Genomic DNA, 21,533 nt, shown 5'->3' with positions numbered 1-21,533 from the left:
GATCTTCGTACCTTAAAGTCCGTCTTTGAGCCGGTCTCTTTGGGCCGTTTGCTCAAAGTCGTAAACAACTTGTAAATCAGTTATCTCACATTTTAGCGGATTTGCGATAAAAAATGATTTCAATGGTTAACCGGTTGCGCCGTTAACGTTGCTCTTCGCCCAGGAATAGATTTAGCTGTCACGCAACTGAAATTGCAGGAGGACGGCCCGTGCTGGAGTCGATGACCGGATACGCAAGCCTAAAGGGGGAAGGGCAGGGGCACAGCTGGACCTGGGACCTGCGCAGTGTGAACGCCAAAGGGCTGGATCTGCGCCTGCGCGTACCGGATTGGATCGAGGGGCTGGAACCTGCGGTGCGTGGGGCATTGTCCAAAGGTATGGCGCGCGGATCGGTGAACCTGTCGCTGCGGGTCAATCGCGATGACGAAACCGGAGCGCTGGCGGTAAACGCCGCGCAATTGGAGGCGGTGCTGTCCGCACTCCAAGCAGTGGAAGAACGGGCCATGGACAAAGGCATTTCGCTGGCCCCGTCCAAGGCCAGTGACCTACTGTCGCAACGCGGTGTGATGGAGCAGGCGGTCGAGGAAACCGACAGCAAGGCGTTGTTGGCGGCGATCACCGCGCAACTGCCGGAGCTGATTGCCAGCTTCAAAGACATGCGTGCCAAAGAAGGGCAGGCGCTGGAAGCGGTGTTGGCCGATCAGTTGGAACAGGTGTCTGACTTGACCCAGCAGGCCGCGGAAGCAGCCGAAGCCCGGCGTGAAGAGGCGGCGGACACACTGAAAGCCAATTTGGCGCGAGTTCTGGAGAATGCCGACGGGCTGGACGAAAGCCGCTTGGCGCAAGAGCTGGCTGTTTTGGCGGTGAAATCTGATGTGATGGAAGAGTTGGATCGGCTGCGGGCGCATGTGCAGGCGGCAAAGGAGCTTTTGGCGCAAGGTAGCCCCGTGGGGCGTAAGCTCGACTTTCTGATGCAAGAATTCAACCGCGAGGCCAATACGCTGTGTTCCAAGGCACAGTCGGTGGATTTGACGCGGATTGGGCTGGACCTCAAGGCCGTGATCGACCAGATGAGAGAGCAAGTTCAAAACGTGGAATAATCACATGACACAGCGACGTGGCCTGCTCATCATTCTGTCTTCTCCCTCTGGCGCGGGGAAATCAACGCTCGCGCTGCGGTTGATGGAATGGGACACGGGTTTGAGTTTCTCGATTTCTGCCACCACACGGTCACCGCGTCCCGGTGAGGAACATGGGCGCGAGTATTACTTTCTCTCAGAAGACGAGTTTAAAGCGCAGGTGGCTGACGGCGAAATGCTGGAGCACGCCCACGTGTTTGGTAATTTCTATGGCTCCCCGGCCGGTCCGGTGCGCGAGACAATTGAAAACGGCAATGACGTGTTGTTTGACGTGGACTGGCAGGGCGAGGCACAGATCCGCAATTCTGATTTGGGCAAACACGCGCTCTCGATCTTTATTCTGCCGCCCTCCATCAAAGAGCTGCACCGCCGTTTGGTGAGCCGGGCGCAGGACAGTGAAGACGTGATCGATAAGCGGATGCAAAAAAGCTGGGACGAGATCAGCCACTGGCATTCCTATGACTATGTGCTGTTGAACGACGATCTGGACGCCACAGAGGCACAGTTGAAGACCATTATTGCGGCGGAACGTATGCGCCGCGAGCAACAGCCCGCCTTGCAAGGCCATGTGAACGGGTTGCAGAACGAATTTCAGGAGATGTCCTAATGCCGATGTATGAGTTGGACGGTGTTGCGCCAAAGCTGGACGACAGCAGCTGGGTTGCCCCGGATGCCAATGTGATTGGCAATGTGGTGCTCGAGGCGGACACCTCCGTCTGGTTTGGCAGCACGCTGCGCGGCGACAATGAGACCATCACGGTGGGCGCAGGCTCCAACGTGCAGGAAAACACAGTGATGCACACCGATCCCGGGTATCCTTTGAGGATCGGTAAGAACTGTACAATTGGCCATAAGGCGATGCTGCATGGCTGCACCATTGGTGACAACAGCCTGATTGGCATGGGCGCCACGGTGCTCAATGGCGCGAAGATTGGGAAAAACTGCTTGATAGGCGCAGGAGCGTTGATCACAGAAGGCAAGGAAATCCCGGACGGCAGTCTGGTGATGGGCGCGCCGGGCAAGGTCGTGCGTCAGTTAGATGAGGCTGCGATTACCGGTCTGACGATGTCGGCAAAGCACTATCAGGACAACGCCAAACGCTTCAAAGCCGGTCTGCGCGAAGTTTGACGGCCGATTTTGCCCTGCCGAAACTGATCTGTCATAAAACTGTTACAGTAAAACGGTTTGAGCCGTGGGGTTGATGTGCCCCTTGCCGGGCAGCGCAAGACGGAACGGACGGGAGCGGGGCCATGCCGCATGATTTTTACAAGAGCTACCTAGAGGCTGTGCCGCTGCCGGCGGTGCTGGTTGACGCGGAGGCCCGCATACTGGCTGGCAACGAGGCGGCGGTGAAGCTCAACCCCCATGCGGATGATGACCGGCCGCTGATTTTGGTGTTCCGCCAGCCCAGTCTAAACAGCGCCGTGGATGCCTGTTTGAAAGATGGCAGAAGCCATCGGGCGATTTACGCGCATAACGATGGGCCGCAGGAGCACCGTTTTGACGTCAACGTGTCACCGGTGGATTTGGTGGCAGCTTCTGGTGGGAGACTGGTCGCGCCGAGCATGCGCACCAAAGGGGTGATGATCTGTTTTCAGGATGTCACTGAGGTCCAGCAGCTTGATCAGATGCGCCGGGATTTCGTTGCCAATGTCAGCCATGAGCTGCGTACACCGCTGACGGCCATCCTAGGGTTCGTGGAAACTCTGCAGGGACCTGCGCGGGGCGACAGCGCCGCGACGGAGCGCTTCTTGGGCATCATGTCTGAAGAGGCCAGCCGGATGAACCGATTGGTCGGAGACTTGCTGTCTTTAAGCCGTGTGGAAGAGGTGTCACGCATGCGGCCCACCGATCCAGTCGATCTGGACCAGATCCTCCGCGCAGTGATCCGCAACCTGTCGCCGCTGGCGGAGAGCAACCAGAGCGCCGTGACTTACCAGGATGCAGATTCCCCCGTTGTGGTGCCGGGCGATCCGGACCAGCTCTTGCAGGTCATCACCAATCTGGTGGAGAACGCGCTAAAATATGGCGGGCATGGCACGCAGGTGGCGGTCAGCCTCACGCAAGTGCAATCGCAAGCTGGCTTACGCGGCGACGGATGGATGGTCTCGGTGAAAGACAACGGTCCCGGCATCGACAGCATTCACATCGCGCGCCTGACCGAGCGGTTTTACAGAATCGATTCTCACAGATCTCGGGAAATGGGCGGCACGGGGCTGGGACTCGCAATTGTAAAACATATCATTAACCGCCATCGCGGCCGATTGAAGATTGAGAGCACTTTAGGAAAAGGCAGTGTTTTCAGTGTGGTACTCCCTGCCGCCTAGGACATCTTTTTACTTGGGCGTCACAAAAAACGCGATTTGTCACACGGCTGTTACATACGCGTCACAAAAGCTTTGACCAGGCACTTTAGATCGTCGCTCGAGACTGTCGACGAACAGTCTGGATCAAATGGAGTTACACTTATGTCCGTCAAACTGACTGCCTCTGCTCTGGCCATCGCGGCCGTTGCCGCCACTTCTGCCGCCGCGCGTGACCAAGTGCAGGTCGCCGGTTCTTCCACCGTTTTGCCTTACGCATCCATTGTTGCGGAAGCTTTTGGTGAAAATTTTGACTTCCCAACCCCGGTTGTTGAATCCGGTGGATCTTCTGCTGGTTTGAAGCGTTTCTGTGAAGGTGTTGGCGAAAACACCATCGACGTGGCGAACGCCTCCCGCAAGATCAAAGACAAAGAGATCAAAGCCTGTGCCGAAGCCGGTGTGACCGACATCATCGAAGTACGCATCGGCTATGATGGCATCGTGTTTGCCTCCGACATCAACGGCAACGGTTTTGAATACACCCCAAGCGACTGGTTCCTGGCGCTGTCCAACGAAATCCTCGTGGACGGTCAGATGGTTGCCAACCCAAACAAAACCTGGGCCGACGTGAACGCGAACTTCCCGGCACAAGCGCTGCAAGCCTTCATCCCGGGCACCAAGCACGGCACCCGTGAAGTGTTTGAAGACAAAGTGATCCTGGCAGGCTGTGAAGCCACTGGCGCGTTTGATGTGCTGCTGGCAGCGGCCGAAGGTGACACCGACAAAGCCAAGCACAAAGCGGCTGAAAAAGCCTGTATCTCCCTGCGCACCGACGGTGTGTCTGTGGACATCGACGGCGACTACACCGAGACCCTGGCACGCATCGAAAGCAACAAAGACGGCATCGGCGTCTTTGGTCTGGCGTTCTATGAGAACAACACAGACAAGCTGCAGGTTGCGACCATGTCCGGCATCGTGCCATCCACCGAGAGCATCGCAACCGGTGAGTACCCAGTGTCCCGTCCGCTGTACTTCTACGTGAAGAAAGCGCACATCGGCGTGATCCCCGGCCTGAAAGAATACGCTGAGTTCTTCATCGCGGACGAGATCGCGGGCGAAGACGGTCCTCTGGCCGAGTATGGTCTGGTGTCCGACCCAGAGCTGGCCGACACCCAGAACGCTGTTGCAGATGAAGCCGTGCTCGGCTCCAACATGTAATCACTCCCTAGATCGGGCGGCGCGACGGTTCGTGCCGCTCAGTTTTTCCCTGAACAAAGGCGCCCACAGATGCCACTTTCCTGGCTTGTCCTATTGGTCCTCGCCCTCGCCGCGGCGGGGTATTTTATTGGACGGATACGTGTTTTGAAATTGGCGGGGGGCGATGTCCGCGCTCTGCACAGCTTGCCGATCTACTACGGCACCAATGTCGCGCTGAGCGTGGCGGTGCCTGCGCTGGCGGTGTTGCTGGTGTGGTTGTTGGCGCAGCCGACGCTGATTGAGCGGTCTGTGTCTGGCATGATTGCACCGGAAATGATCCCGGAAGGCTCCAACCTGAACCTGGTGATGTCGGATGTGCGCCGCGTGGCGGACGGGCTGAACACCGCGATTGCTGGGGGAGCGATGAGCTTGGCTGAAGTCGACGCCATGGACGCCACCGTTGTGGATGTGCGGGCGCGTTTAGGTGAGTTGGGCGTGGCCTTAGGCCAAGATGTGCGTCCCGAGGTTTTGGCAGCGGCGAAGTCCTATCGCAGCGCCGCCGTGACCGGCAACACAATGCGCACCCTGATCGTTCTGGCGCTGGCCGTGATTGGCTTTGGCATTTCCTTCAGCAAAACCAATCCCGACTATCGTGCGCGGAACGTGGTGGAACGCGCGGTTCTGGCCTTGCTTATGGCGGCGGCCTCGTTGGCGATCCTGACCACCGTGGGCATTGTGCTGTCGATGTTGTTTGAGACCATCAACTTCTTTGGTCTGCACAACTGGCGTGACTTCTTCTTTGGCACCACCTGGGCGCCAAACTTCCGCGGAGACAGTGAGCTGTCGATCCTGCCGCTGCTGTGGGGCACACTCTATATCTCTTTCATTGCGCTTTTGGTGGCGGTGCCGATCGGCTTGTTTGCGGCGATTTATCTGTCCGAATATGCTGGCCCCAAGACCCGTGCCTTTGCCAAGCCACTTCTGGAGATCCTCGCCGGCATCCCAACCATTGTATATGGTCTGTTTGCGCTGCTGACCGTGGGGCCAATGTTGGTGAACCTGTTTGGTCAGTCCGGCTCCTTGGGCGTGGACTGGATGTCAGGTGCGACCTCTGTGCTAACCGCGGGCGTGGTCATGGGCATCATGCTGATCCCCTTTGTGAGTTCGCTGTCTGATGACATCATCAACGCGGTGCCTCAGGCGATGCGCGATGGCTCCCTTGGCCTCGGCGCCACGTCGAGCGAAACCATCCGCCAGGTGGTGATCCCGGCGGCCCTACCAGGCATCGTTGGCGCGATCCTGTTGGCGGCCTCCCGCGCGATTGGCGAAACCATGATTGTGGTGATGGGGGCAGGGGCGATTGCCAAGTTCAGCCTCAACCCGTTTGAAAGCATGACCACTATCACCACCCGGATCGTCAGCCAGCTAACCGGGGATGGTGACTTCGCCAGCCCAGAAACGCTGGTGGCCTTTGCCCTTGGCCTGACCCTCTTTGTTCTGACCCTCGGCCTCAATGTGCTGGCGCTCTACATCGTGCGCAAATATCGGGAGCAATACGAATGACCGAAGCGACGCAAAACACAGGCGCCGTTGCGCCCCAAGGCTCGCTGCACACACTGGATGCACGCACCAAGCGTCGCAATGCCGCCGAAGGCCGCTTCAAGCTCTACGGCATGATTGCGATTGGCATTGGCCTGTTGATGCTGGTGACGCTGCTCTACACCATCCTGTCCAAAGGCACTGGTGCGTTTACGCAAACCTTTGTGTCCATGGAAGTCGAGCTGCTGGAAAGCAAGCTGGACAAGTCTGGCGAACGTGATCTGGAAAAGATCAAGAAGGTCACCACCTTCGGCTACGCACCATTGATCAAATCCGCCTTTGAAAAAACAGTGGAGGCCAATGGTATTGAGACCGATCTCAAGTCCAAAGACATGGCGAAGATCCTGTCCAAATCCGCCGCGAGCCAGCTGCGCAACTATGTGATCGCCAATCCGGACAAGATTGGTCAGACCATCGAGTTCCGCTTCCTCGCCAACAGCCGCGTGGACGGCTACATGAAAGGCCGGGTGATACGGGACAGTATTGCCAACGACAAGAACATCACGCCGGCACAGCTCGACCTTGTGGATCAGCTGATCGAAGTTGGCGCATTGAAGAAAACCTTCAACATCGACTTCATCATTGGTGCTGACGCGTCTGACCAGCGCCCAGAGGCCGCAGGTATTGGCGTGGCTATGGTGGGCAGCTTCTTCATGATGCTGGTGGTGCTGGTGCTGGCGTTGCCAATTGGTGTGGCGGCGTCGATCTATCTTGAGGAGTTTGCGCCTAAGAACTGGATCACCGACATCATCGAGGTGAACATCTCCAACCTCGCAGCTGTGCCGTCCATCGTGTTTGGTATTCTGGGTCTGGCAGTTTTCATCAACTATATGCACCTGCCGCAATCCGCGCCGCTGGTCGGCGGACTGGTACTGACGCTGATGACCTTGCCGACCATCATCATCTCGACCCGGGCAGCACTGAAAGCGGTACCGCCAAGCATCCGCGATGCGGCGCTGGGGGTAGGGGCCTCCAAAATGCAGGCAGTGTTCCACCACGTGCTGCCACTGGCGGCGCCGGGCATCCTGACCGGCACGATCATTGGTTTGGCGCAAGCCTTGGGCGAAACCGCGCCACTGCTGTTGATCGGGATGATTGGCTTCATCGCCTCCAACATGCCGGAGACTGTGGGCGAAGGTTTGCTCTCGCCAAACTCGGCCATGCCCGCCCAGATCTACGAATGGGCCAAGCGGGCAGACCCGGCATTCTATGAACGCGCTTGGGGCGGGATCATCATTCTCTTGATCTTCCTCATCTCTATGAACACTCTTGCAGTACTCCTGCGCCGCCGGTTTGAACGCCGTTGGTAAGCGAAGGAACTCTCTCATGTATGACACTGAAAAACTGGGGACCGACGTGAACCAGACCGAAACCAAAATCTCCGCCCGCAATGTGCAGGTGTATTATGGCGACACCCACGCGATTAAAGACGTGAACGTGGATATTGATGCCAAAGCCGTGACCGCTTTCATTGGTCCATCAGGGTGTGGCAAGTCGACTTTTTTGCGCTGTATCAACCGGATGAACGACACAATTGATGTATGTCGCGTTGAAGGTGACATCAAAATTGACGGCGAAGACATCTACGACAAACGCGTCGATCCGGTGCAGTTGCGCGCCAAAGTGGGCATGGTGTTCCAGAAGCCAAACCCATTTCCGAAGTCAATCTATGACAACATCGCTTACGGTCCGCGCATCCATGGCTTGGCAAAGAACAAAGCCGAATTGGATGAAATCGTGGAGAAATCCCTGCGCCGTGGTGCGATCTGGAACGAAGTGAAAGACCGGTTACACGCGCCAGGCACCGGTCTGTCCGGTGGTCAGCAACAGCGTCTGTGTATTGCCCGCGCCGTGGCAACCGAGCCGGAAGTGCTGTTGATGGATGAGCCATGTTCGGCGCTGGACCCGATTGCCACAGCCCAGGTCGAAGAACTGATCGACGAGCTGCGTGATCAGTATTCTGTGGTGATTGTGACCCACTCCATGCAGCAGGCCGCACGTGTGAGCCAGAAGACAGCCTTCTTCCACCTCGGCAATCTGGTGGAATATGGCGACACCTCCCAGATTTTCACCAACCCCAAAGATGAGCGCACAGAAAGCTACATCACTGGCCGGATCGGCTAAGGAGAGAGACCATGAACGACCAACATATTGTGTCCGCCTTTGACCGTGATCTGGAAGGCATTCAGGCCCATGTGATGAAAATGGGCGGGCTTGTGGAGGCTGCCATTGGCGAAGCCGCCAACGCCATGTCCACCCGCGATGAAGAGCTCGCGGCGCAGGTGAGGGCGGCTGACAAAGCCATTGATGGGCTTGAAGAATTGATCAACGAGCGCTGCGCCAACCTGATCGCACTGCGCGCGCCTGCGGCGGTGGATTTGCGTGTAGTGCTGTCGGTGATGAAGATTGCCGGCAACTTGGAGCGCATCGGCGACTATGCAAAAAACATGGCCAAGCGGACTTCTGTTCTGGTGCATATGGAGCAGGTTGAGGGCGCCAATGGGTCACTGAAACGCATGGCGCATGAGGTGCAGCTGATGCTAAAAGACGTGCTGGATGCGTTTATTCAGCGCGACGTGGATTTGGCGCGCGATGTGCTCGAGCGCGACGAGAGCGTCGACCAAATGTACAACGCTTTGTTCCGCGAATTCCTGACCTTCATGATGGAAGATCCGCGCTACATCACACCCTGTATGCACCTGCATTTTATGGCAAAAAACACCGAACGCATGGGGGATCACGTGACCGCGATTGCCGAGCAGGTGATCTATCTGGTGACCGGCAGCATGCCGGAAGAAGCCCGTCCCAAAGCCACCCGGCTGGACGCGTAACAGGAGCCTTTAGAGGATAAAGCAGATGGCAAAAGATCATCCCACCGTTCTCGTCGTTGAAGATGAACCAGCGCAGCGTGAGGTGCTGAGCTACAACTTGCAGGCAGAAGGTTTTGACGTGGAAGCCGCGGCCGATGGCGATACCGCGCTCTTGATGGTGCAAGAGGTACAGCCGGACATCATTGTGCTCGACTGGATGCTGCCAGGCACATCAGGCATTGAGATTTGTCGACGCCTGAAGACACGCTCGGAAACGCAGAACATCCCCGTGATTATGTTGTCTGCGCGCTCTGAAGAGGTGGACCGCGTCCGCGGACTGGAAACCGGTGCGGACGACTATGTGGTGAAACCGTACTCGGTGATGGAGTTAATGGCACGGGTACGTAACCAGCTACGGCGTGTGCGACCTTCGTCTGTTGGGCAGACGCTGACTTATGAGGACATTATCCTTGATGCGGAAACCCATCGGGTGACCCGCAATGAGGAGGCGCTACGGCTTGGTCCAACTGAATTCCGCTTGCTGGCGACCTTCATGGAAAAGCCTGGGCGCGTGTGGAGCCGGGAGCAACTTTTGGACCGCGTGTGGGGCCGGGACATCTATGTCGACAGCCGGACGGTTGATGTGCACATCGGTCGTTTGCGCAAAGCACTGTGTGTACATGGCGGCGAGGATCCACTGCGCACGGTCCGCGGCGCCGGATATGCGTTGGGCTAGACAAACTGCGCATCAGGTAAAACCGCTAACTACCTAAAAAATTTAATCTATCAAGGTTCGCGACTTAGACGAAATACCATGCTCAGGAAGGGCGCTTAAGACAAATTTTGCGTCCTTCAAGCTCAAATAGCTTAATCGCATAATAGGTATTGTGATTTGTCAACCCGTAATGGGTTGACACAATCCCTAGTAGAAGCACCAGTACTCCACCCTTAGGGTAATTAAAAACAGGGATCAACCCCCAATTGCGTTTTTTTCAACTTTTTTTGCACCACGGAATGTAGGGGCGGGACGTGCCATCACCCTTACGCGCTTCGCGGCTATCCGGCCTTTTCTTACAAGTAGGGCGTTCATTGCGCGTTTTTTCCAACGAACTCGCTTTCACCTTGGGTTTTTGCTCGTGCAATTTGTGTTTCGCCGGTTGGCCGGTTGTAGACTGCGAAGGCGTCTTTGCGGGCGTGGGCTTCACGGAGACCGCAGAACGGGTTTGCTTGACGACCGTGTTCCCGCCAATACTTCCCGAGTGCACCCCAATACTCTTGTTGAGTTTCGTATTGGGTTCTTGATATTCCCGCCTTTTCGGAGAGGGCTTTTTGCCAATCGCGATATTGCGCTTTGACCTCGTCTGTAATTCCTCTCTCACAGGGTCCGCATATACGGACGCACCCGCATTGTTTGCGGATTTGCGAACGCCGTTGCGCCCACCACCGTAGGTGTTGCTCGCGTTTGATCTCGTCTTCCAGCTCTTGCGCACTGATTTGCTCCTCTTGTTCTTCGATGCCCAGTAGGCGGTTATAATCTTTTTCATTAGTGACAGGATCGACAGTTGAGAGCAGGGTTGACCATTGCGGTGCATCCTTGCCCGTTCGCTCCCTGATACGTTCGTTAATGTCGCGGAGGCCATCTAACAGGACCTCTCGCATTCGCTTAACCGGCCACCAAAAGCCGGTTAGTCCTGGCACCTTCAATTGCAGGGTTGGCGATACCGCCCCGCGTTGCTCCCAACGATCTAGCTGATCGAGCAACCACGTCTCGCCGATAGGCGGTTTCTTCGACATACGGAAGAACGACGCGCCGTGTCGGTTTGATTTTGTAAACCGTGCGGTGCCCTTAGAGTTGACCTCATTGAACTGATCCTTGAGGATGTATTTTGTAGCGTAAACTATTGACGCCTCAGTCATATTGTCGATTGTGACATGCCCATGCGGCCACATTGACCAGACCTTGCGATGATCTGGATCAGGTTCGGGCTGAATTTTGAACTCTGGCCTAGGCCCGTCACTGGGTAAAAACCCCGCTCGCCATTGATGACGAAAATCAGCCCAATCGCCATACGCAAACAGATTTTGCTCACACCAAACAAGGCAATGCCAATGCACACGGCCTTTGTCAGAGCCTCTTTCGCCGCAAATCATATATTTAAACTCGGGACGAATTCCGTCGTTACGTTCTGCTACGGCCTCTCTGAGGCGCTTTAGCCAATCTTGAACGTCTTTATATCGGAATGCACGGCCTCCGTCCGCAGCGCGACCCTCGTTTTCATAGGTGAGGTTAAAAACACCTCCCCATTTTTGTTGATTGGTTTCCGCTACCGCTCTTGCCACCCAATCGTTTTTGCGGGCATTAAGGCAAGCGTTGCACTTGCGGCAAGCTACTTGAACATCTCCCTGCAAGGTTATGGGATCAGTACACATATTTTTTGTCTCTCTGTCACTAAATGCATACAGGAACAAGGGGGTATGGAGCCGCTCCGGGCGAACGTGTTTCACTGTTCGCCCAGAGGCGTTTTTCCGCTACCGCTGGCCGGTGACGCGCAAGCGCGTCTGGCTTACCGGCCCTTACTTTTTGATTGTTCCTGCCTGTCGCGATCTAGGTCGCGCTTGTTGCCTTTTCTTTGCTTAGAAAAGGTCGATCACTTGCGGCGCAGGTACTGCGCCCAAACAGAGGGCAGGACCTCTTGAAAGCGCCGCTGCAAGGCGTCTCGCGGCACTTCTGGCGCTGGCTGACCTTCCTGAACGGAGCGCAATTCCTCGCGCTTAAAATCAAGCCAATCAGGATCATCTTTGAGACTGCGCCAGTCTCGAATTTCAATGTGGGCTAAATCCCAACCCCAATCTAGACCGCCGGTCAGATCGACGCCGAACTTTTCGGAAACAATTCGGGTAGAGACAGCCAGTTGCTCCCAATAGTCCGCACTGACATTCCAAAACAAGGACGGGTGCACAATATCCACCGCTTCCATGTATTGATGGGGACTTTCCCATGCTTTAGCGCGCGAATTTCCGCGCCCGTAAACATCCATTTGTTGCTCTGGGGATCGATAACAGCAATGGATTTTGGCCGGAAAGCCCGCGTCCTCCATAGACTTAACAATCTGCTGACCCAAGAACATCATAGGCCCGTCAGTATAGGTGTAGCGGGTCTGGCGCTTGCTGACCTGCATCTTTTCGTGAGGAAGGCGAGCGCGGCGCGCGGCTTCCATAAGGGTTTTAGGCGTATAAATACGCTCAAACATTTTCTTCAACCATTTCATAGAGTTATTCCTGTAAGGCAGGGTAGGGGAGAGCCGAAGCCCTCCCTTACAACTTATTGGGTTTCCGCAGGGGAGGGCGGTTCTTGCAGTTCTTCGACCTCTTCAACCACTTCAACTGGTTGCTGCCGGGCTTGAAGCTCCGCGCGGCGCTCACGGCGACGCTCGCGCCGCTGTTCAAGCAATTCTTCATCCTGCTTATGGACACGCGCAGTGAGCGCGCCGATAGTTCGCCGCATTTCACGCTCAAACTTGCTTTCAGTGCGAGGACGCCAGAGAGGGTTGGCTCCGGTTTTCGTTGCACCTTCACCATAGGTCACACGTTTGGTGCGACCACGACGAGCCGCGACGGCGGTAAAATGGCCGTTAATGCGCAAAAGCTCTTGCGGCTCCATGAAGGGCAACCATTGCGAAGCCTCATAGCGGCCAGCAAGGACACCCTGAGTAAACAGAACCTCACCGTCTGGCGTCACAACAGACACTTCTGCGCAACCAAGCTCCACAAAAATTGTGGCCTGACTGATTTGCGCATATTCCAACTCCACAAGGAGGACGCGAGGGCGCTTTTCTTTACGTGGATTACTCATTGATTTAGCCTCCATTTATGGTTGAGTTGGGAAATCGCCCGAATTGCCGGGCAATGGGTTGTAACCACCACCCTCGCGAGGCCCATCTCCAAAAAGGTCCTCGTCTTCAATAACAGCCAGCTCTTCGACAGGCGTCGGACCAAAGATCAGAGGCGTAACAACGGTAGCTACGCTATCAATTTGATAGGTGCAGACCTCCGCCAGCTGATCCGCGAACGGGTAATGATCGAGATTTTCCGGATAGTTTACGGTATCCGGAGTGACCGACAACGGAACTTCCAATTGCCAAATGGCCGTTTTGTGCTCCACAGTTGTTGGATCAACTTCCCGGCTGAAGCCATAGTGAACATAGGACTTTTTCAGGTGATTGTTCCCGACGAACATCATAACTTGCTCTTCCTCCGCCGGATCAGCCTCAGAGTTGATGTCACGCATAATGACCGGCACAGGATCAAGCGCCAACTCATCCGCCAGGTAGTTTGGCGCTACCCACTCGCGCGACAGAATTGGGTGCGGCTGGCTTGGCAAAGTCTCATCCGGCAGAATAGCTACCAAAGTGACCACCACGCCGCCAAACTCTGTTTTTGGCACTGGCAGGGTAAGGGGCCAGCTCGCCGTAGAATTGGTTTGCAGCTTGTCCAGATTGTCGCCATCCATTGCGCGGATTGTGCTATCGCCAAAGGTGATTTGATCTTCATACATGACAAAGGGTTGCTTACCCATGTCAACAGACAGGCCATGAGCCCAACGGCTCACCATTTGCTCACCATGGACAGGGTTAGCGTCAATCATACGCCGCGCCTCGCGCGTCAGCGCGTCCATGCGCTCAGCCGTGTAAAAGTCCTGCAACGTGATATCTACAGGATTATTAGACAAATCCGCATAGATAGCCGGAAACCAATCCTCAGGCGCATTGTGCTTTGGCTGAGCCTCAATAATCACATGATGCCTGTCGCCCTCCGTTGTGAAGGCCTGATCAAGCGCGGTGTTGATGCCAAGGTCTGGCGTTTGTTCGTAAGACTTAGGAACTACCGGACGAATATCATTTGTAGTGACTCCTACACCAATGCCGGAAATTGGAATTTTACCGGTCAAATTCACCGCGCCGTTGACACGATCCTCAGGATCAAGAACGCCGTTCATCATCTCAAGCACCGTCTGAGACAAGATCGCGGGGGCAGGGGTCATGCGCGTGGTATCAAGCAATTTTGCTTTGACGTACTTACGTTGGCGCAAGAAATTTACCGCGCAGATATAGGCCAAACGGATCGTCTCAGAAACGTATTTTGTTCCAGAGATGGAAACTGGCTCCACATTTGCACGGCGGCTGATTTCATGTTCCGGTTCAACACCAAAAAGCGCGTCACCTGAGAGCAATTCCTGCCGGATCAATTCATCATTACCCGGCAATGTCGCGTCGGGATTTTTGAGTTCATGCATGGCCTGAACTGGCACAAACACATTTTGAACTTGCGCACGAATTGGCGTCAAAATTCGGCCCGGAATTGGGTCCAATTCAAATTTTAGATCTTGGCGGATCATACCGCCTTCAGAACCAATAAACGCATGAAACGCCACAGGCTCCAACTTGCCGCCACGGGTACGACCCGTATTGCCAAGCACCTCATACCGCCGGGCGCGGGGTTTTTGATATTTGGACAGATTCATTCTGCTACCTTTCTTTAGGTTGTTGATTTTATTGGGTTTTTACTGGGTCCAAAGCGGATAGCGCGATTTAAACAATTGCCGCTTTAAAGACGACGCCATGCTTTGCGCTTTAACGCTTTCCTTTTGAGGACGAGTAGTTACAGGCCGCGATGACGGTCGCGACTTCAATTTTCCAGACTTATTGAGATGCCGCAGACGGACCTTTGCCTGATCTCGCGCGTCCTGACCAGCCTTCCACTTGGCAAGAGCCCCCATAACGACCTCATCGATATCAGGACCAAGTGGCAGCGTAGTCACACCCTCGGGAAATTCGAGTGCAACTTGTCCCTCAGTTTTCAGAGTGTGGCTAGAACTATCGTCATCTTGATGAAGGCGATCAGCAACAGACTGTAAACCACGAGTTTGACCATTGCCTGATTGCTCCCCATAGACGCCCGGAATTTTCGGGGTCATTGTCATTTGCCTTGCAAGCAAATTAAGACGTTCGCGCTCCATGTCAATCTCTTGACGTTGAATTGCCAACTGATCTGCGGCAAGGATTTGTTCGCCTACGCCCTCAATACCTTGAGCGACAATGCGGCCAATAGCTGGACCGGCATTTTCGGCAGCGAGAAACCCCGCTGGCGTATTATGTGACGAAACCGAGCTAGCACCGACAGCCGCAAAGCCAGACGATCCCATAGACACGGAAGACGGACCGACGCCAGACACCGGTCCAATATCCGTTGCGGAACCAAAGGCACCCGCCAACGGGTTAAACCCCGCCGCCTCCATGCGCTTGCGGTGGTTTTTAGGGTCCAAGCGTTCATAGGCTCGTCTCTCAGCTTCAATTTGACGCTGATCAGCGCGCTTTTCCGCCGCGATTGCCCTTCGATCCGCTCTAGCTTCGGCCGCAATGTTACGGGTTACCGAACGGTCCTCCGCGCGAATAGTTGCGTTTTCCGCGCGGCGCTCCGTCCGAATTGTGCGGACGTAGTGCCGCCGCTCAGCCTTGCGATCTTCCTTCGCATTCCACTTTCGCGTCGCTCGACTTAACGCCGCGTTAGAACGGTTAGTTCGCGCAGTGGACCTACTTGCGATCAGCCCACCAGCGACTGCACCTAGTACCGGCCAAACCATTAGACGCCCGCCAAAGCTTGAGCGATAGCGCGGGCAATAACATGCACGGCTTGCTCTAGCTCAGGGTTTACGTTACCAACTTCCTGCATTACGGCACCAGAACCGACCAAAATAATGGACGGAAGAAGGGCCTTAGCAACCTTCTGAAAAACTTTCTTCATTTTCACCTCATTCAACCTAGGGCTGTTTTTGGCGCATAATAGGTATTATGTAAATTATAGTGCTGTGACGTGATGCAACTTTGGTCGCAGACGTAACGCTCAAAACCCTTGCTTGAACATATGCCAAAGCACAACTTAGCCTAACCCCGAAAATCCCCCCCCCAAATACTCGATCCCGAAAAACACACATAAAGCGCGCACATTAAGTCCACGGACCTACCGGAAAAAGACAACGGTCGTACCTATAGACATCTCAAACGTGTTTAACTAACGTCTTAGTCAAGTTCATGGGGATGAGCTGTGCGTTAAAACCCCACAATAAGTTCTGTATCGGATCTGCCTCACGTGGCTGAGCAGCCCCGCGTTATGTGTAAAAGAAGGTCAAAATGAACGACACGATCGATTATATCGAAGAGGTAATGAATCAAACGAGCCTTGAAGCGCTTTGGGATTTACACTGTGCTAAACTAGAAACCTTTGGCTTCGATAAGATCATTTACGGCTACACCAACTACCGGAGTGGCATGTCGCTGGGCGATGTTGCGGACTTCTTCATTTTGTCGACTTATGACCGCAACTATCTCGATCAGTTCATTGGTGGTGGTTTGTACTTCAACGGACCGATGATGAAATGGACTTTGGAGAACACCGGCGCCCAAAGCTGGCGCCGGGCTCGGGAAGCTTATGACGCGGACGAGTTGACCGAAAAGCAGCGCGAGGTGTTCGAGTTTAACCGGGCCTATGGGCTGGAGGCCGGCTATACCGTGAGTTTTCCGACCGTTTCCTCGCGCACCAAAGGCGCAATCTCTTTAGGCGCGCGGGCTGATGTGACCCAGGAAGCCCTTGATGTGCTTTGGGAAAAACGCGGCCGGGAAATCACATTGATCAACAACGTGGCACATCTGAAGATCCAGTCCCTACCCTACACCAACCCTGAACGCGAGCTGACCAAGCGTCAAAGAGAGGTTCTGGAATGGGTTGGAGATGGCAAAACCATTCAGGATATTGCGCTGCTGATTGGGCGCACACCAGCAACGGTAGAAAAACACTTGCGTCTTGCTCGGGATGCGATGAATGTGGAAACCACGGCCCAGGCTTTGCTGAAGGCCTCCTTCCTAAAGCAAATTTACTTGCTTGAAGGGCACAACTGACGCATAATAGCGTCACTAGTATGGTAATCCTGACTTGTTGGTTAAATGTCAGAATGTCAAAATGACATTGTTCCGTGAGTGGTGGCTTTGGCCTTTGGAACATATCGACTTTGACCTTCGCAATATCGAAGCTCTCTAGGTCGACCGGTAATCAACCCGGTGTCGGCGATCGGTTTATTTCGGCCAGGATCTGACATTTTTCGGTGGCCTCCCCATCCCCATGTTTTGGAGGCCGGAGAAAAGGAACGGCGTCATCTCCTGGTAACGCCGTTTTTTGTGGCGAATTGCCAATCGCCTAGCATTTGACGAAAGCGTAACGACCATGAGTTTCATAGTATTTGCCGCAATGCTCGCGTTGACTTTTATGGCACAGCTTACTTTCGCAATGCCTTGCGTTGACCGTCTCAACATGCTGAGAGATCCCAGCGCCACAGCCAACTATTCCGTCTCCGGTCATCGTGACCTTGGCAACGGCGTGGTCATGTCAAGACACTCCACCATGGACGGTCATACCGCTACGGTCTCTGCCGGATTCAAAATGGAATTTTGCCAATCAGGCCGATCGATAAACGTCATCTATAGGGGGGCTTGCTTTGGTAAAGATAAGCGATTTTGCGACCACATAGAATTGGACTCTCAAGGACATTTTGCAGCTGACCCTGGCCCCATTGAAGCAGCGCTTGTCGAAATGAACATGTCCGCTCTGGTATATTCATGGGCCGAGTTTACTGCAAATCTGGAAGACCTTGGCGCACGGCTTCAAGACCCAGTTGTGTCTACATTCGAAAGTTGTGGTTGTGCGGTTTTCTATCCAGAACTTTTAGGTGGTAAGAGCCCTCACCCTGTTCGTAACTCCAGAAGATAAAGATATGAACACACCTTTGTCGTACTGACGCTTCCCCAACCCTTTGCGACCGTCGGGGTGAGCGTATGCCCCTCCCCACAAAAAAAGGCCGCCCCAAATTGGAGCGGCCCTCTCTAAACTTGTACAGGTGGGCTTAGCCCTGAGCGGCTTTGGCCACTTCTGCTGCGAAGTCTTCTTCTTTCTTCTCGATGCCTTCGCCCACTTCCATGCGGACGTAACCAACGATTTCAGCGCCAGCTTCTTTCGCTGCGGCGGCAACGGTCAGATCTGGGTTGATTACGAAGTTCTGGCCCAGCAGGGTGACTTCGGCCATGAATTTCTTCATGCGGCCCACGATCATCTTCTCGATCACCTGCTCCGGCTTGCCGGATTCACGTGCGATCTCGATCTGAACGTTTTTCTCTTTTTCAACAACCGCTGGGTCCAGGTCGTCTTCGCCCAGAGCCTGTGGGTTGGCCGCTGCGATGTGCATGGCAACCTGCTTACCAAATGCTTCGTCGCCGCCTTTCAGCGCCACGAGAACACCGATTTTGCCCATGCCGTCGGTTGCTGGGTTGTGCACGTAGGAGGTCACAACGTCGCCTTCGACAGTCGCCATGCGGCGTACGGACATGTTCTCACCGATGGTGGCAACGGCGTCGGTCACGGTTTCTTCAACGGTCTTACCGCCCAGATCAGCCGCTTTCAGCGCGTCAACGTCGGACACGTTGATGGCTGCGCCTGCGATGTTGGCAACCATGGACTGGAAGTCAGCGTTTTTGCCAACGAAGTCGGTTTCGGAGTTCACCTCAACGGCAACACCTTTGCCACCTTCAACCTTCACGGCCACCAGACCTTCGGCTGCGGTACGGCCAGATTTTTTGGCCGCTTTCGCCAGACCTTTGGTGCGCAGCCAATCGATTGCTGCTTCCTGGTCGCCGTTGGTTTCGGTCAACGCTTTTTTCGCGTCCATCATGCCTGCGCCGGTCATCTCGCGCAGTTCTTTAACCATTGCTGCTGTGATCGCCATCTTTGGCTCTCCTCGTCAGAAATTGGGAATGTGGGGGCGGGTGTACCCTGCCCCCATGTCAAATGTGTAACGGCGGAAGCTTACGCTTCTGCGGCAGCTTCTTCGGCCACGGCTTCTTCAACCGGAGCTTCGAACTCGCCCAGATCCACGCCTGCGGCGCCCAGCTGTGCGGTCATGCCGTCCAGCGCCGCACGTGCTGCGAGGTCGCAGTACAGGGAGATCGCGCGGGATGCGTCGTCGTTGCCTGGGATGATGTAGTCAACGCCGTCAGGGGAGCAGTTGGTGTCAACCACAGCCACAACTGGGATACCCAGTTTGTTGGCTTCGGCGATGGCCAGTGCTTCTTTTTTCACGTCGATGACGAACAGCAGGTCAGGAACGCCGCCCATGTCGCGGATACCGCCGAGGGACGCTTGCAGCTTCTCCTGGTCCCGCTCGATGCCCAGACGCTCTTTTTTGGTCAGGCCTTCTGCGCCGGATGCCAGTTTCTCGTCGATCTCTTTCAGACGGTTGATGGACTGGGACACGGTTTTCCAGTTGGTCAGTGTGCCGCCGAGCCAGCGGTGGTTCATGAAGTACTGTGCAGATTTCTCTGCAGCGTCTGCGATAGGCGCTGCGGCCTGACGCTTGGTGCCAACGAAGAGAACGCGGCCGCCTTTTGCAACAGTGTCACGTACGGCTGTCAGAGCCTGGTCCAACATAGGAACGGTCTGGGTCAGGTCCATGATGTGGATGCCGTTGCGGGAGCCGTAGATGAACGGGCCCATGCGCGGGTTCCAGCGCTGTGTTTGGTGACCAAAGTGTACGCCTGCTTCCAGCAGCTGGCGCATGGAGAACTCAGGAAGAGCCATGCTTGTATTTCCTTTTCCGGTTTACGCCTTGGCGGGGAGAAGTGAGAGCGCCCTTAGATAAGGAAGCTCCAACCGGCGGATTGGCAGGGATGTCTCCCCTGCCCGACCCAAACCCCGCCTGCGGGTTTGAATGGCGCGCGTTTACAGCAGGAAATGGCCGCGCGCAAGGGGGTATCGCCCATTAAATGCAGGGCGACACCGATTATTCAAAGCGCTCTTTCAGCGTTGTGCGGATTTGGTCCTCCGCCGATTTGGCCAGCGCCTTGCGGTTGGTGTAATCTGCAACCTTCAAAGGCGGGTGATAAATCACGTCGATGCGCCCCTGACGTGGGGCGGCCAAGGTGGACAAAAGATGCGGCGCAAAGTCCATATCACCCCACCAGCCATAGAAACGCGCCTCTTCGCCTTTGGGCGCCTGATAGTGCACCGTGACCGGTTGGATCAGCATAAAATCCTTTAAGCGCGGATCAAAGAACGCTTCAAAGAGCGTTGTTTTAAATGGTAAAACCCGCAAGCTGTCGCTGCTTGTGCCCTCGGGGAAGAACAGCAACTGATGACCAGCCAGAAGGCGGTCTTCGAAGATCTGTTTTTGCGCACGGGCCTCGCGGCGGTCACGACGGATGAACACAGTGCCGGTGGCTTTGGCCAACCAGCCGATACCGGGCCACTTGGCCACTTCGGCCTTGGACACGAAATACACCTGCTGCGCCGCGTTTAACGAAAAGATGTCCAACCACGAGGAATGGTTGGCCACAACAGCGCCACGGTCTCGGATCGGCGTGCCTTGAACGGCAAAGCGAATGCCCATTAAGCGGAAGGCGTTTCGGCAAACAAACTGGGTGATGAAGGGCGTCCAGGGGCGACGTAGGCCAAACAGAGGCTTTTCGACCAGGCGAAGGAGCAGCAGAAGCAGCAGACACCCAAACACGAGTAGCGCCAAAGGAAGTCCGCGCAGAATGGCGCGCAGAACGCCGCAAAATCCCAGCTTCAACGGCTCCGGATAGCCCTCTTCACTTTCCCAAACGCTCACAGATTGCGCTCCTTGGTATAAAGCGCGCGGTTTTTCTCGTTCATGCGGGCGGTATCCAGAATGAGACAAACATCCGTGGTGTTAAAGGCATGGTCGAGGTAGGCACCCTCACCCACAAAACCGCCCAGGCGCAGATAAGCTTTGATGAGCGGCGGCACAGCCAACATGGCCGCGCGGCGATCGATGTGATCCTCAGGTACGAGGTCCATGGCCTGGAACACATCCGCCTGGGCACGGGGGCGGATGTCCTCCGGTGCAAGGTGGCGGTTGTGCAGCAGCGACAAAGGTTGCGCCAAGGCAGCCACGTCGGTGCCATGAAAGCTCGCCACGCCAAACAGCACTTCGATGTCATGTTCCGCCACGTAGCCAGCAAGCGCGTTCCAGAGGTGAAACATGGCCGCCCCGCCACGATAGTCTCCATGCAGACAGGAGCGCCCCAGTTCCAGAAGCTTACGGCCAGAAGACTTCAAAACGCTGAGGTCATATTCATCCTCAGAGTAAAACCGGCCAAGGTTAGCCGCTGCATCATCACGCAGGACACGATATACGCCGACAACCTGATCCATTGGGTTCACCGAGAGAGCCAGATCCTTCAGGATCAGGTGGTCAAAATACGGATCAAACTGGTCTTTCTCCAGCCGTGCCCCGTGATCCACCAGCGGGCCTGATCCGCCCAGTTCCTCGACAAACACACGATACCTCAGCCGCTGTGCAGCTTGAAGCTCCGCCTCGGTCTCAGCGAGCTTAACCTTAAAATCCGGGGTATGCGCGCTCATCA

General features: G+C 55.4%; 22 protein-coding genes. 12 read left to right on the top strand and 10 right to left on the bottom strand.

Translation table 11 applies throughout. The annotated features are described in order from the left end of the window. Nucleotides 1–221 precede the first annotated feature (221 nt). The 10 genes from SIB38_RS13930 to phoB all read left to right on the top strand — a co-directional run bounded on the left by SIB38_RS13930 (nt 222) and on the right by phoB (nt 9,784). A complete protein-coding gene (locus tag SIB38_RS13930; protein WP_294114725.1) occupies nt 222–1,100 on the top strand; it encodes a YicC/YloC family endoribonuclease in 879 nt (292 codons plus the stop codon). A 4-nt stretch (nt 1,101–1,104) separates the two neighbouring features. Continuing rightward, on the top strand, nt 1,105–1,746 hold the full coding sequence (gmk, locus tag SIB38_RS13925) for a guanylate kinase (RefSeq protein ID WP_412550405.1): 642 nt from the start codon (nt 1,105–1,107) through the stop codon (nt 1,744–1,746). Then, nucleotides 1,746–2,267, top strand: coding sequence for a gamma carbonic anhydrase family protein (locus tag SIB38_RS13920; protein ID WP_294114721.1), 522 nt, complete (start codon nt 1,746–1,748; stop codon nt 2,265–2,267). Before gmk ends, SIB38_RS13920 begins: the two co-directional genes overlap by 1 nt. A gap of 122 nt (nt 2,268–2,389) precedes the next feature. After that, nucleotides 2,390–3,466 carry an ATP-binding protein gene (locus SIB38_RS13915; RefSeq protein ID WP_412550404.1) on the top strand — a complete coding sequence of 359 codons (1,077 nt, stop codon included), beginning with the start codon at nt 2,390–2,392 and terminating at the stop codon, nt 3,464–3,466. 141 nt (nt 3,467–3,607) lie between these two features. Next, complete coding sequence (locus tag SIB38_RS13910) at nt 3,608–4,660, top strand: substrate-binding domain-containing protein (RefSeq protein WP_299420598.1); 1,053 nt, start codon at nt 3,608–3,610, stop codon at nt 4,658–4,660. 69 nt (nt 4,661–4,729) lie between these two features. Beyond that, nucleotides 4,730–6,202 (top strand): phosphate ABC transporter permease subunit PstC, encoded by a 1,473-nt coding sequence (pstC, locus tag SIB38_RS13905; RefSeq protein WP_294114715.1) that lies wholly within the window; start codon nt 4,730–4,732, stop codon nt 6,200–6,202. After that, nucleotides 6,199–7,548: a phosphate ABC transporter permease PstA gene (pstA, locus tag SIB38_RS13900; RefSeq protein ID WP_412550403.1), complete on the top strand. Its 1,350-nt coding sequence runs from the start codon at nt 6,199–6,201 to the stop codon at nt 7,546–7,548. Before pstC ends, pstA begins: the two co-directional genes overlap by 4 nt. Nucleotides 7,549–7,564: 16 nt before the next feature. Continuing rightward, on the top strand, nt 7,565–8,362 hold the full coding sequence (gene pstB / locus SIB38_RS13895) for a phosphate ABC transporter ATP-binding protein PstB (RefSeq protein WP_294114712.1): 798 nt from the start codon (nt 7,565–7,567) through the stop codon (nt 8,360–8,362). A gap of 11 nt (nt 8,363–8,373) precedes the next feature. Further along, nucleotides 8,374–9,069, top strand: a complete 696-nt coding sequence (gene phoU / locus SIB38_RS13890) for a phosphate signaling complex protein PhoU (RefSeq protein WP_294114710.1) — start codon at nt 8,374–8,376, stop codon at nt 9,067–9,069. A 25-nt stretch (nt 9,070–9,094) separates the two neighbouring features. Beyond that, nucleotides 9,095–9,784, top strand: coding sequence for a phosphate regulon transcriptional regulator PhoB (phoB, locus tag SIB38_RS13885; protein WP_294114708.1), 690 nt, complete (start codon nt 9,095–9,097; stop codon nt 9,782–9,784). 350 nt (nt 9,785–10,134) lie between these two features. Here the strand turns inward: phoB and SIB38_RS13880 are convergent, their stop codons facing one another. The 6 genes from SIB38_RS13880 to SIB38_RS13855 form a co-directional block, all read right to left on the bottom strand. Next, entirely contained in the window at nt 10,135–11,553 is a 1,419-nt protein-coding gene (locus SIB38_RS13880; RefSeq protein WP_412550402.1) for a hypothetical protein, read from the bottom strand. Between the two features lie 143 nt (nt 11,554–11,696). Continuing rightward, nucleotides 11,697–12,317, bottom strand: coding sequence for a hypothetical protein (locus tag SIB38_RS13875; protein WP_412550401.1), 621 nt, complete (start codon nt 12,315–12,317; stop codon nt 11,697–11,699). 53 nt (nt 12,318–12,370) lie between these two features. Continuing rightward, nucleotides 12,371–12,901, bottom strand: coding sequence for a hypothetical protein (locus SIB38_RS13870; RefSeq protein ID WP_412550400.1), 531 nt, complete (start codon nt 12,899–12,901; stop codon nt 12,371–12,373). Between the two features lie 15 nt (nt 12,902–12,916). Further along, complete coding sequence (locus SIB38_RS13865) at nt 12,917–14,443, bottom strand: hypothetical protein (protein ID WP_412550399.1); 1,527 nt, start codon at nt 14,441–14,443, stop codon at nt 12,917–12,919. 165 nt (nt 14,444–14,608) lie between these two features. Beyond that, complete coding sequence (locus SIB38_RS13860) at nt 14,609–15,370, bottom strand: hypothetical protein (RefSeq protein ID WP_412550398.1); 762 nt, start codon at nt 15,368–15,370, stop codon at nt 14,609–14,611. Between the two features lie 317 nt (nt 15,371–15,687). After that, nucleotides 15,688–15,849 carry a hypothetical protein gene (locus SIB38_RS13855; RefSeq protein WP_412550397.1) on the bottom strand — a complete coding sequence of 54 codons (162 nt, stop codon included), beginning with the start codon at nt 15,847–15,849 and terminating at the stop codon, nt 15,688–15,690. A gap of 386 nt (nt 15,850–16,235) precedes the next feature. On the opposite strand from SIB38_RS13855, the gene SIB38_RS13850 reads away from it, so the two are divergent. Both SIB38_RS13850 and SIB38_RS13845 read left to right on the top strand, forming a co-directional pair. Beyond that, nucleotides 16,236–17,000: a LuxR family transcriptional regulator gene (locus SIB38_RS13850; RefSeq protein ID WP_294114706.1), complete on the top strand. Its 765-nt coding sequence runs from the start codon at nt 16,236–16,238 to the stop codon at nt 16,998–17,000. A gap of 322 nt (nt 17,001–17,322) precedes the next feature. Then, nucleotides 17,323–17,865: a hypothetical protein gene (locus SIB38_RS13845; protein ID WP_294114704.1), complete on the top strand. Its 543-nt coding sequence runs from the start codon at nt 17,323–17,325 to the stop codon at nt 17,863–17,865. A 133-nt stretch (nt 17,866–17,998) separates the two neighbouring features. Here the strand turns inward: SIB38_RS13845 and tsf are convergent, their stop codons facing one another. From tsf to SIB38_RS13825, 4 genes are all read right to left on the bottom strand, one after another. Then, the gene (gene tsf / locus SIB38_RS13840; RefSeq protein ID WP_412550396.1) at nt 17,999–18,874 is read right to left on the bottom strand and encodes a translation elongation factor Ts; all 876 of its coding nucleotides are present in this window, start codon (nt 18,872–18,874) and stop codon (nt 17,999–18,001) included. Between the two features lie 80 nt (nt 18,875–18,954). Beyond that, on the bottom strand, nt 18,955–19,725 hold the full coding sequence (gene rpsB / locus SIB38_RS13835) for a 30S ribosomal protein S2 (protein ID WP_294114700.1): 771 nt from the start codon (nt 19,723–19,725) through the stop codon (nt 18,955–18,957). Nucleotides 19,726–19,927: 202 nt separating this feature from the next. Further along, a complete protein-coding gene (locus SIB38_RS13830) occupies nt 19,928–20,755 on the bottom strand; it encodes a lysophospholipid acyltransferase family protein (protein ID WP_294114699.1) in 828 nt (275 codons plus the stop codon). Further along, entirely contained in the window at nt 20,752–21,531 is a 780-nt protein-coding gene (locus SIB38_RS13825) for a GNAT family N-acetyltransferase (RefSeq protein WP_294114697.1), read from the bottom strand. Before SIB38_RS13825 ends, SIB38_RS13830 begins: the two co-directional genes overlap by 4 nt. Nucleotides 21,532–21,533 lie beyond the last annotated feature (2 nt).

This window comes from Shimia sp. MIT910701, assembly GCF_047126315.1.
Taxonomy (GTDB): domain Bacteria; phylum Pseudomonadota; class Alphaproteobacteria; order Rhodobacterales; family Rhodobacteraceae; genus Shimia.
Note: the sequence above shows the minus strand (reverse complement) of the source record. Positions and strands in the feature narration are given on the sequence as shown.

Bases quoted from the DNA above. Each gene is read 5' to 3' on its own strand.
- SIB38_RS13930 (WP_294114725.1), top strand. From the start codon at position 222: ATGACCGGATACGCAAGCCTAAAGGGGGAAGGGCAGGGGCACAGCTGG.
- gmk (WP_412550405.1), top strand. From the start codon at position 1,105: ATGACACAGCGACGTGGCCTGCTCATCATTCTGTCTTCTCCCTCTGGC.
- SIB38_RS13920 (WP_294114721.1), top strand. From the start codon at position 1,746: ATGCCGATGTATGAGTTGGACGGTGTTGCGCCAAAGCTGGACGACAGC.
- SIB38_RS13915 (WP_412550404.1), top strand. From the start codon at position 2,390: ATGCCGCATGATTTTTACAAGAGCTACCTAGAGGCTGTGCCGCTGCCG.
- SIB38_RS13910 (WP_299420598.1), top strand. From the start codon at position 3,608: ATGTCCGTCAAACTGACTGCCTCTGCTCTGGCCATCGCGGCCGTTGCC.
- pstC (WP_294114715.1), top strand. From the start codon at position 4,730: ATGCCACTTTCCTGGCTTGTCCTATTGGTCCTCGCCCTCGCCGCGGCG.
- pstA (WP_412550403.1), top strand. From the start codon at position 6,199: ATGACCGAAGCGACGCAAAACACAGGCGCCGTTGCGCCCCAAGGCTCG.
- pstB (WP_294114712.1), top strand. From the start codon at position 7,565: ATGTATGACACTGAAAAACTGGGGACCGACGTGAACCAGACCGAAACC.
- phoU (WP_294114710.1), top strand. From the start codon at position 8,374: ATGAACGACCAACATATTGTGTCCGCCTTTGACCGTGATCTGGAAGGC.
- phoB (WP_294114708.1), top strand. From the start codon at position 9,095: ATGGCAAAAGATCATCCCACCGTTCTCGTCGTTGAAGATGAACCAGCG.
- SIB38_RS13875 (WP_412550401.1), bottom strand. From the start codon at position 12,317: ATGAAATGGTTGAAGAAAATGTTTGAGCGTATTTATACGCCTAAAACC.
- SIB38_RS13870 (WP_412550400.1), bottom strand. From the start codon at position 12,901: ATGAGTAATCCACGTAAAGAAAAGCGCCCTCGCGTCCTCCTTGTGGAG.
- SIB38_RS13865 (WP_412550399.1), bottom strand. From the start codon at position 14,443: ATGATCCGCCAAGATCTAAAATTTGAATTGGACCCAATTCCGGGCCGA.
- SIB38_RS13855 (WP_412550397.1), bottom strand. From the start codon at position 15,849: ATGAAGAAAGTTTTTCAGAAGGTTGCTAAGGCCCTTCTTCCGTCCATT.
- SIB38_RS13850 (WP_294114706.1), top strand. From the start codon at position 16,236: ATGAACGACACGATCGATTATATCGAAGAGGTAATGAATCAAACGAGC.
- SIB38_RS13845 (WP_294114704.1), top strand. From the start codon at position 17,323: ATGAGTTTCATAGTATTTGCCGCAATGCTCGCGTTGACTTTTATGGCA.
- tsf (WP_412550396.1), bottom strand. From the start codon at position 18,874: ATGGCGATCACAGCAGCAATGGTTAAAGAACTGCGCGAGATGACCGGC.
- rpsB (WP_294114700.1), bottom strand. From the start codon at position 19,725: ATGGCTCTTCCTGAGTTCTCCATGCGCCAGCTGCTGGAAGCAGGCGTA.
- SIB38_RS13825 (WP_294114697.1), bottom strand. From the start codon at position 21,531: ATGAGCGCGCATACCCCGGATTTTAAGGTTAAGCTCGCTGAGACCGAG.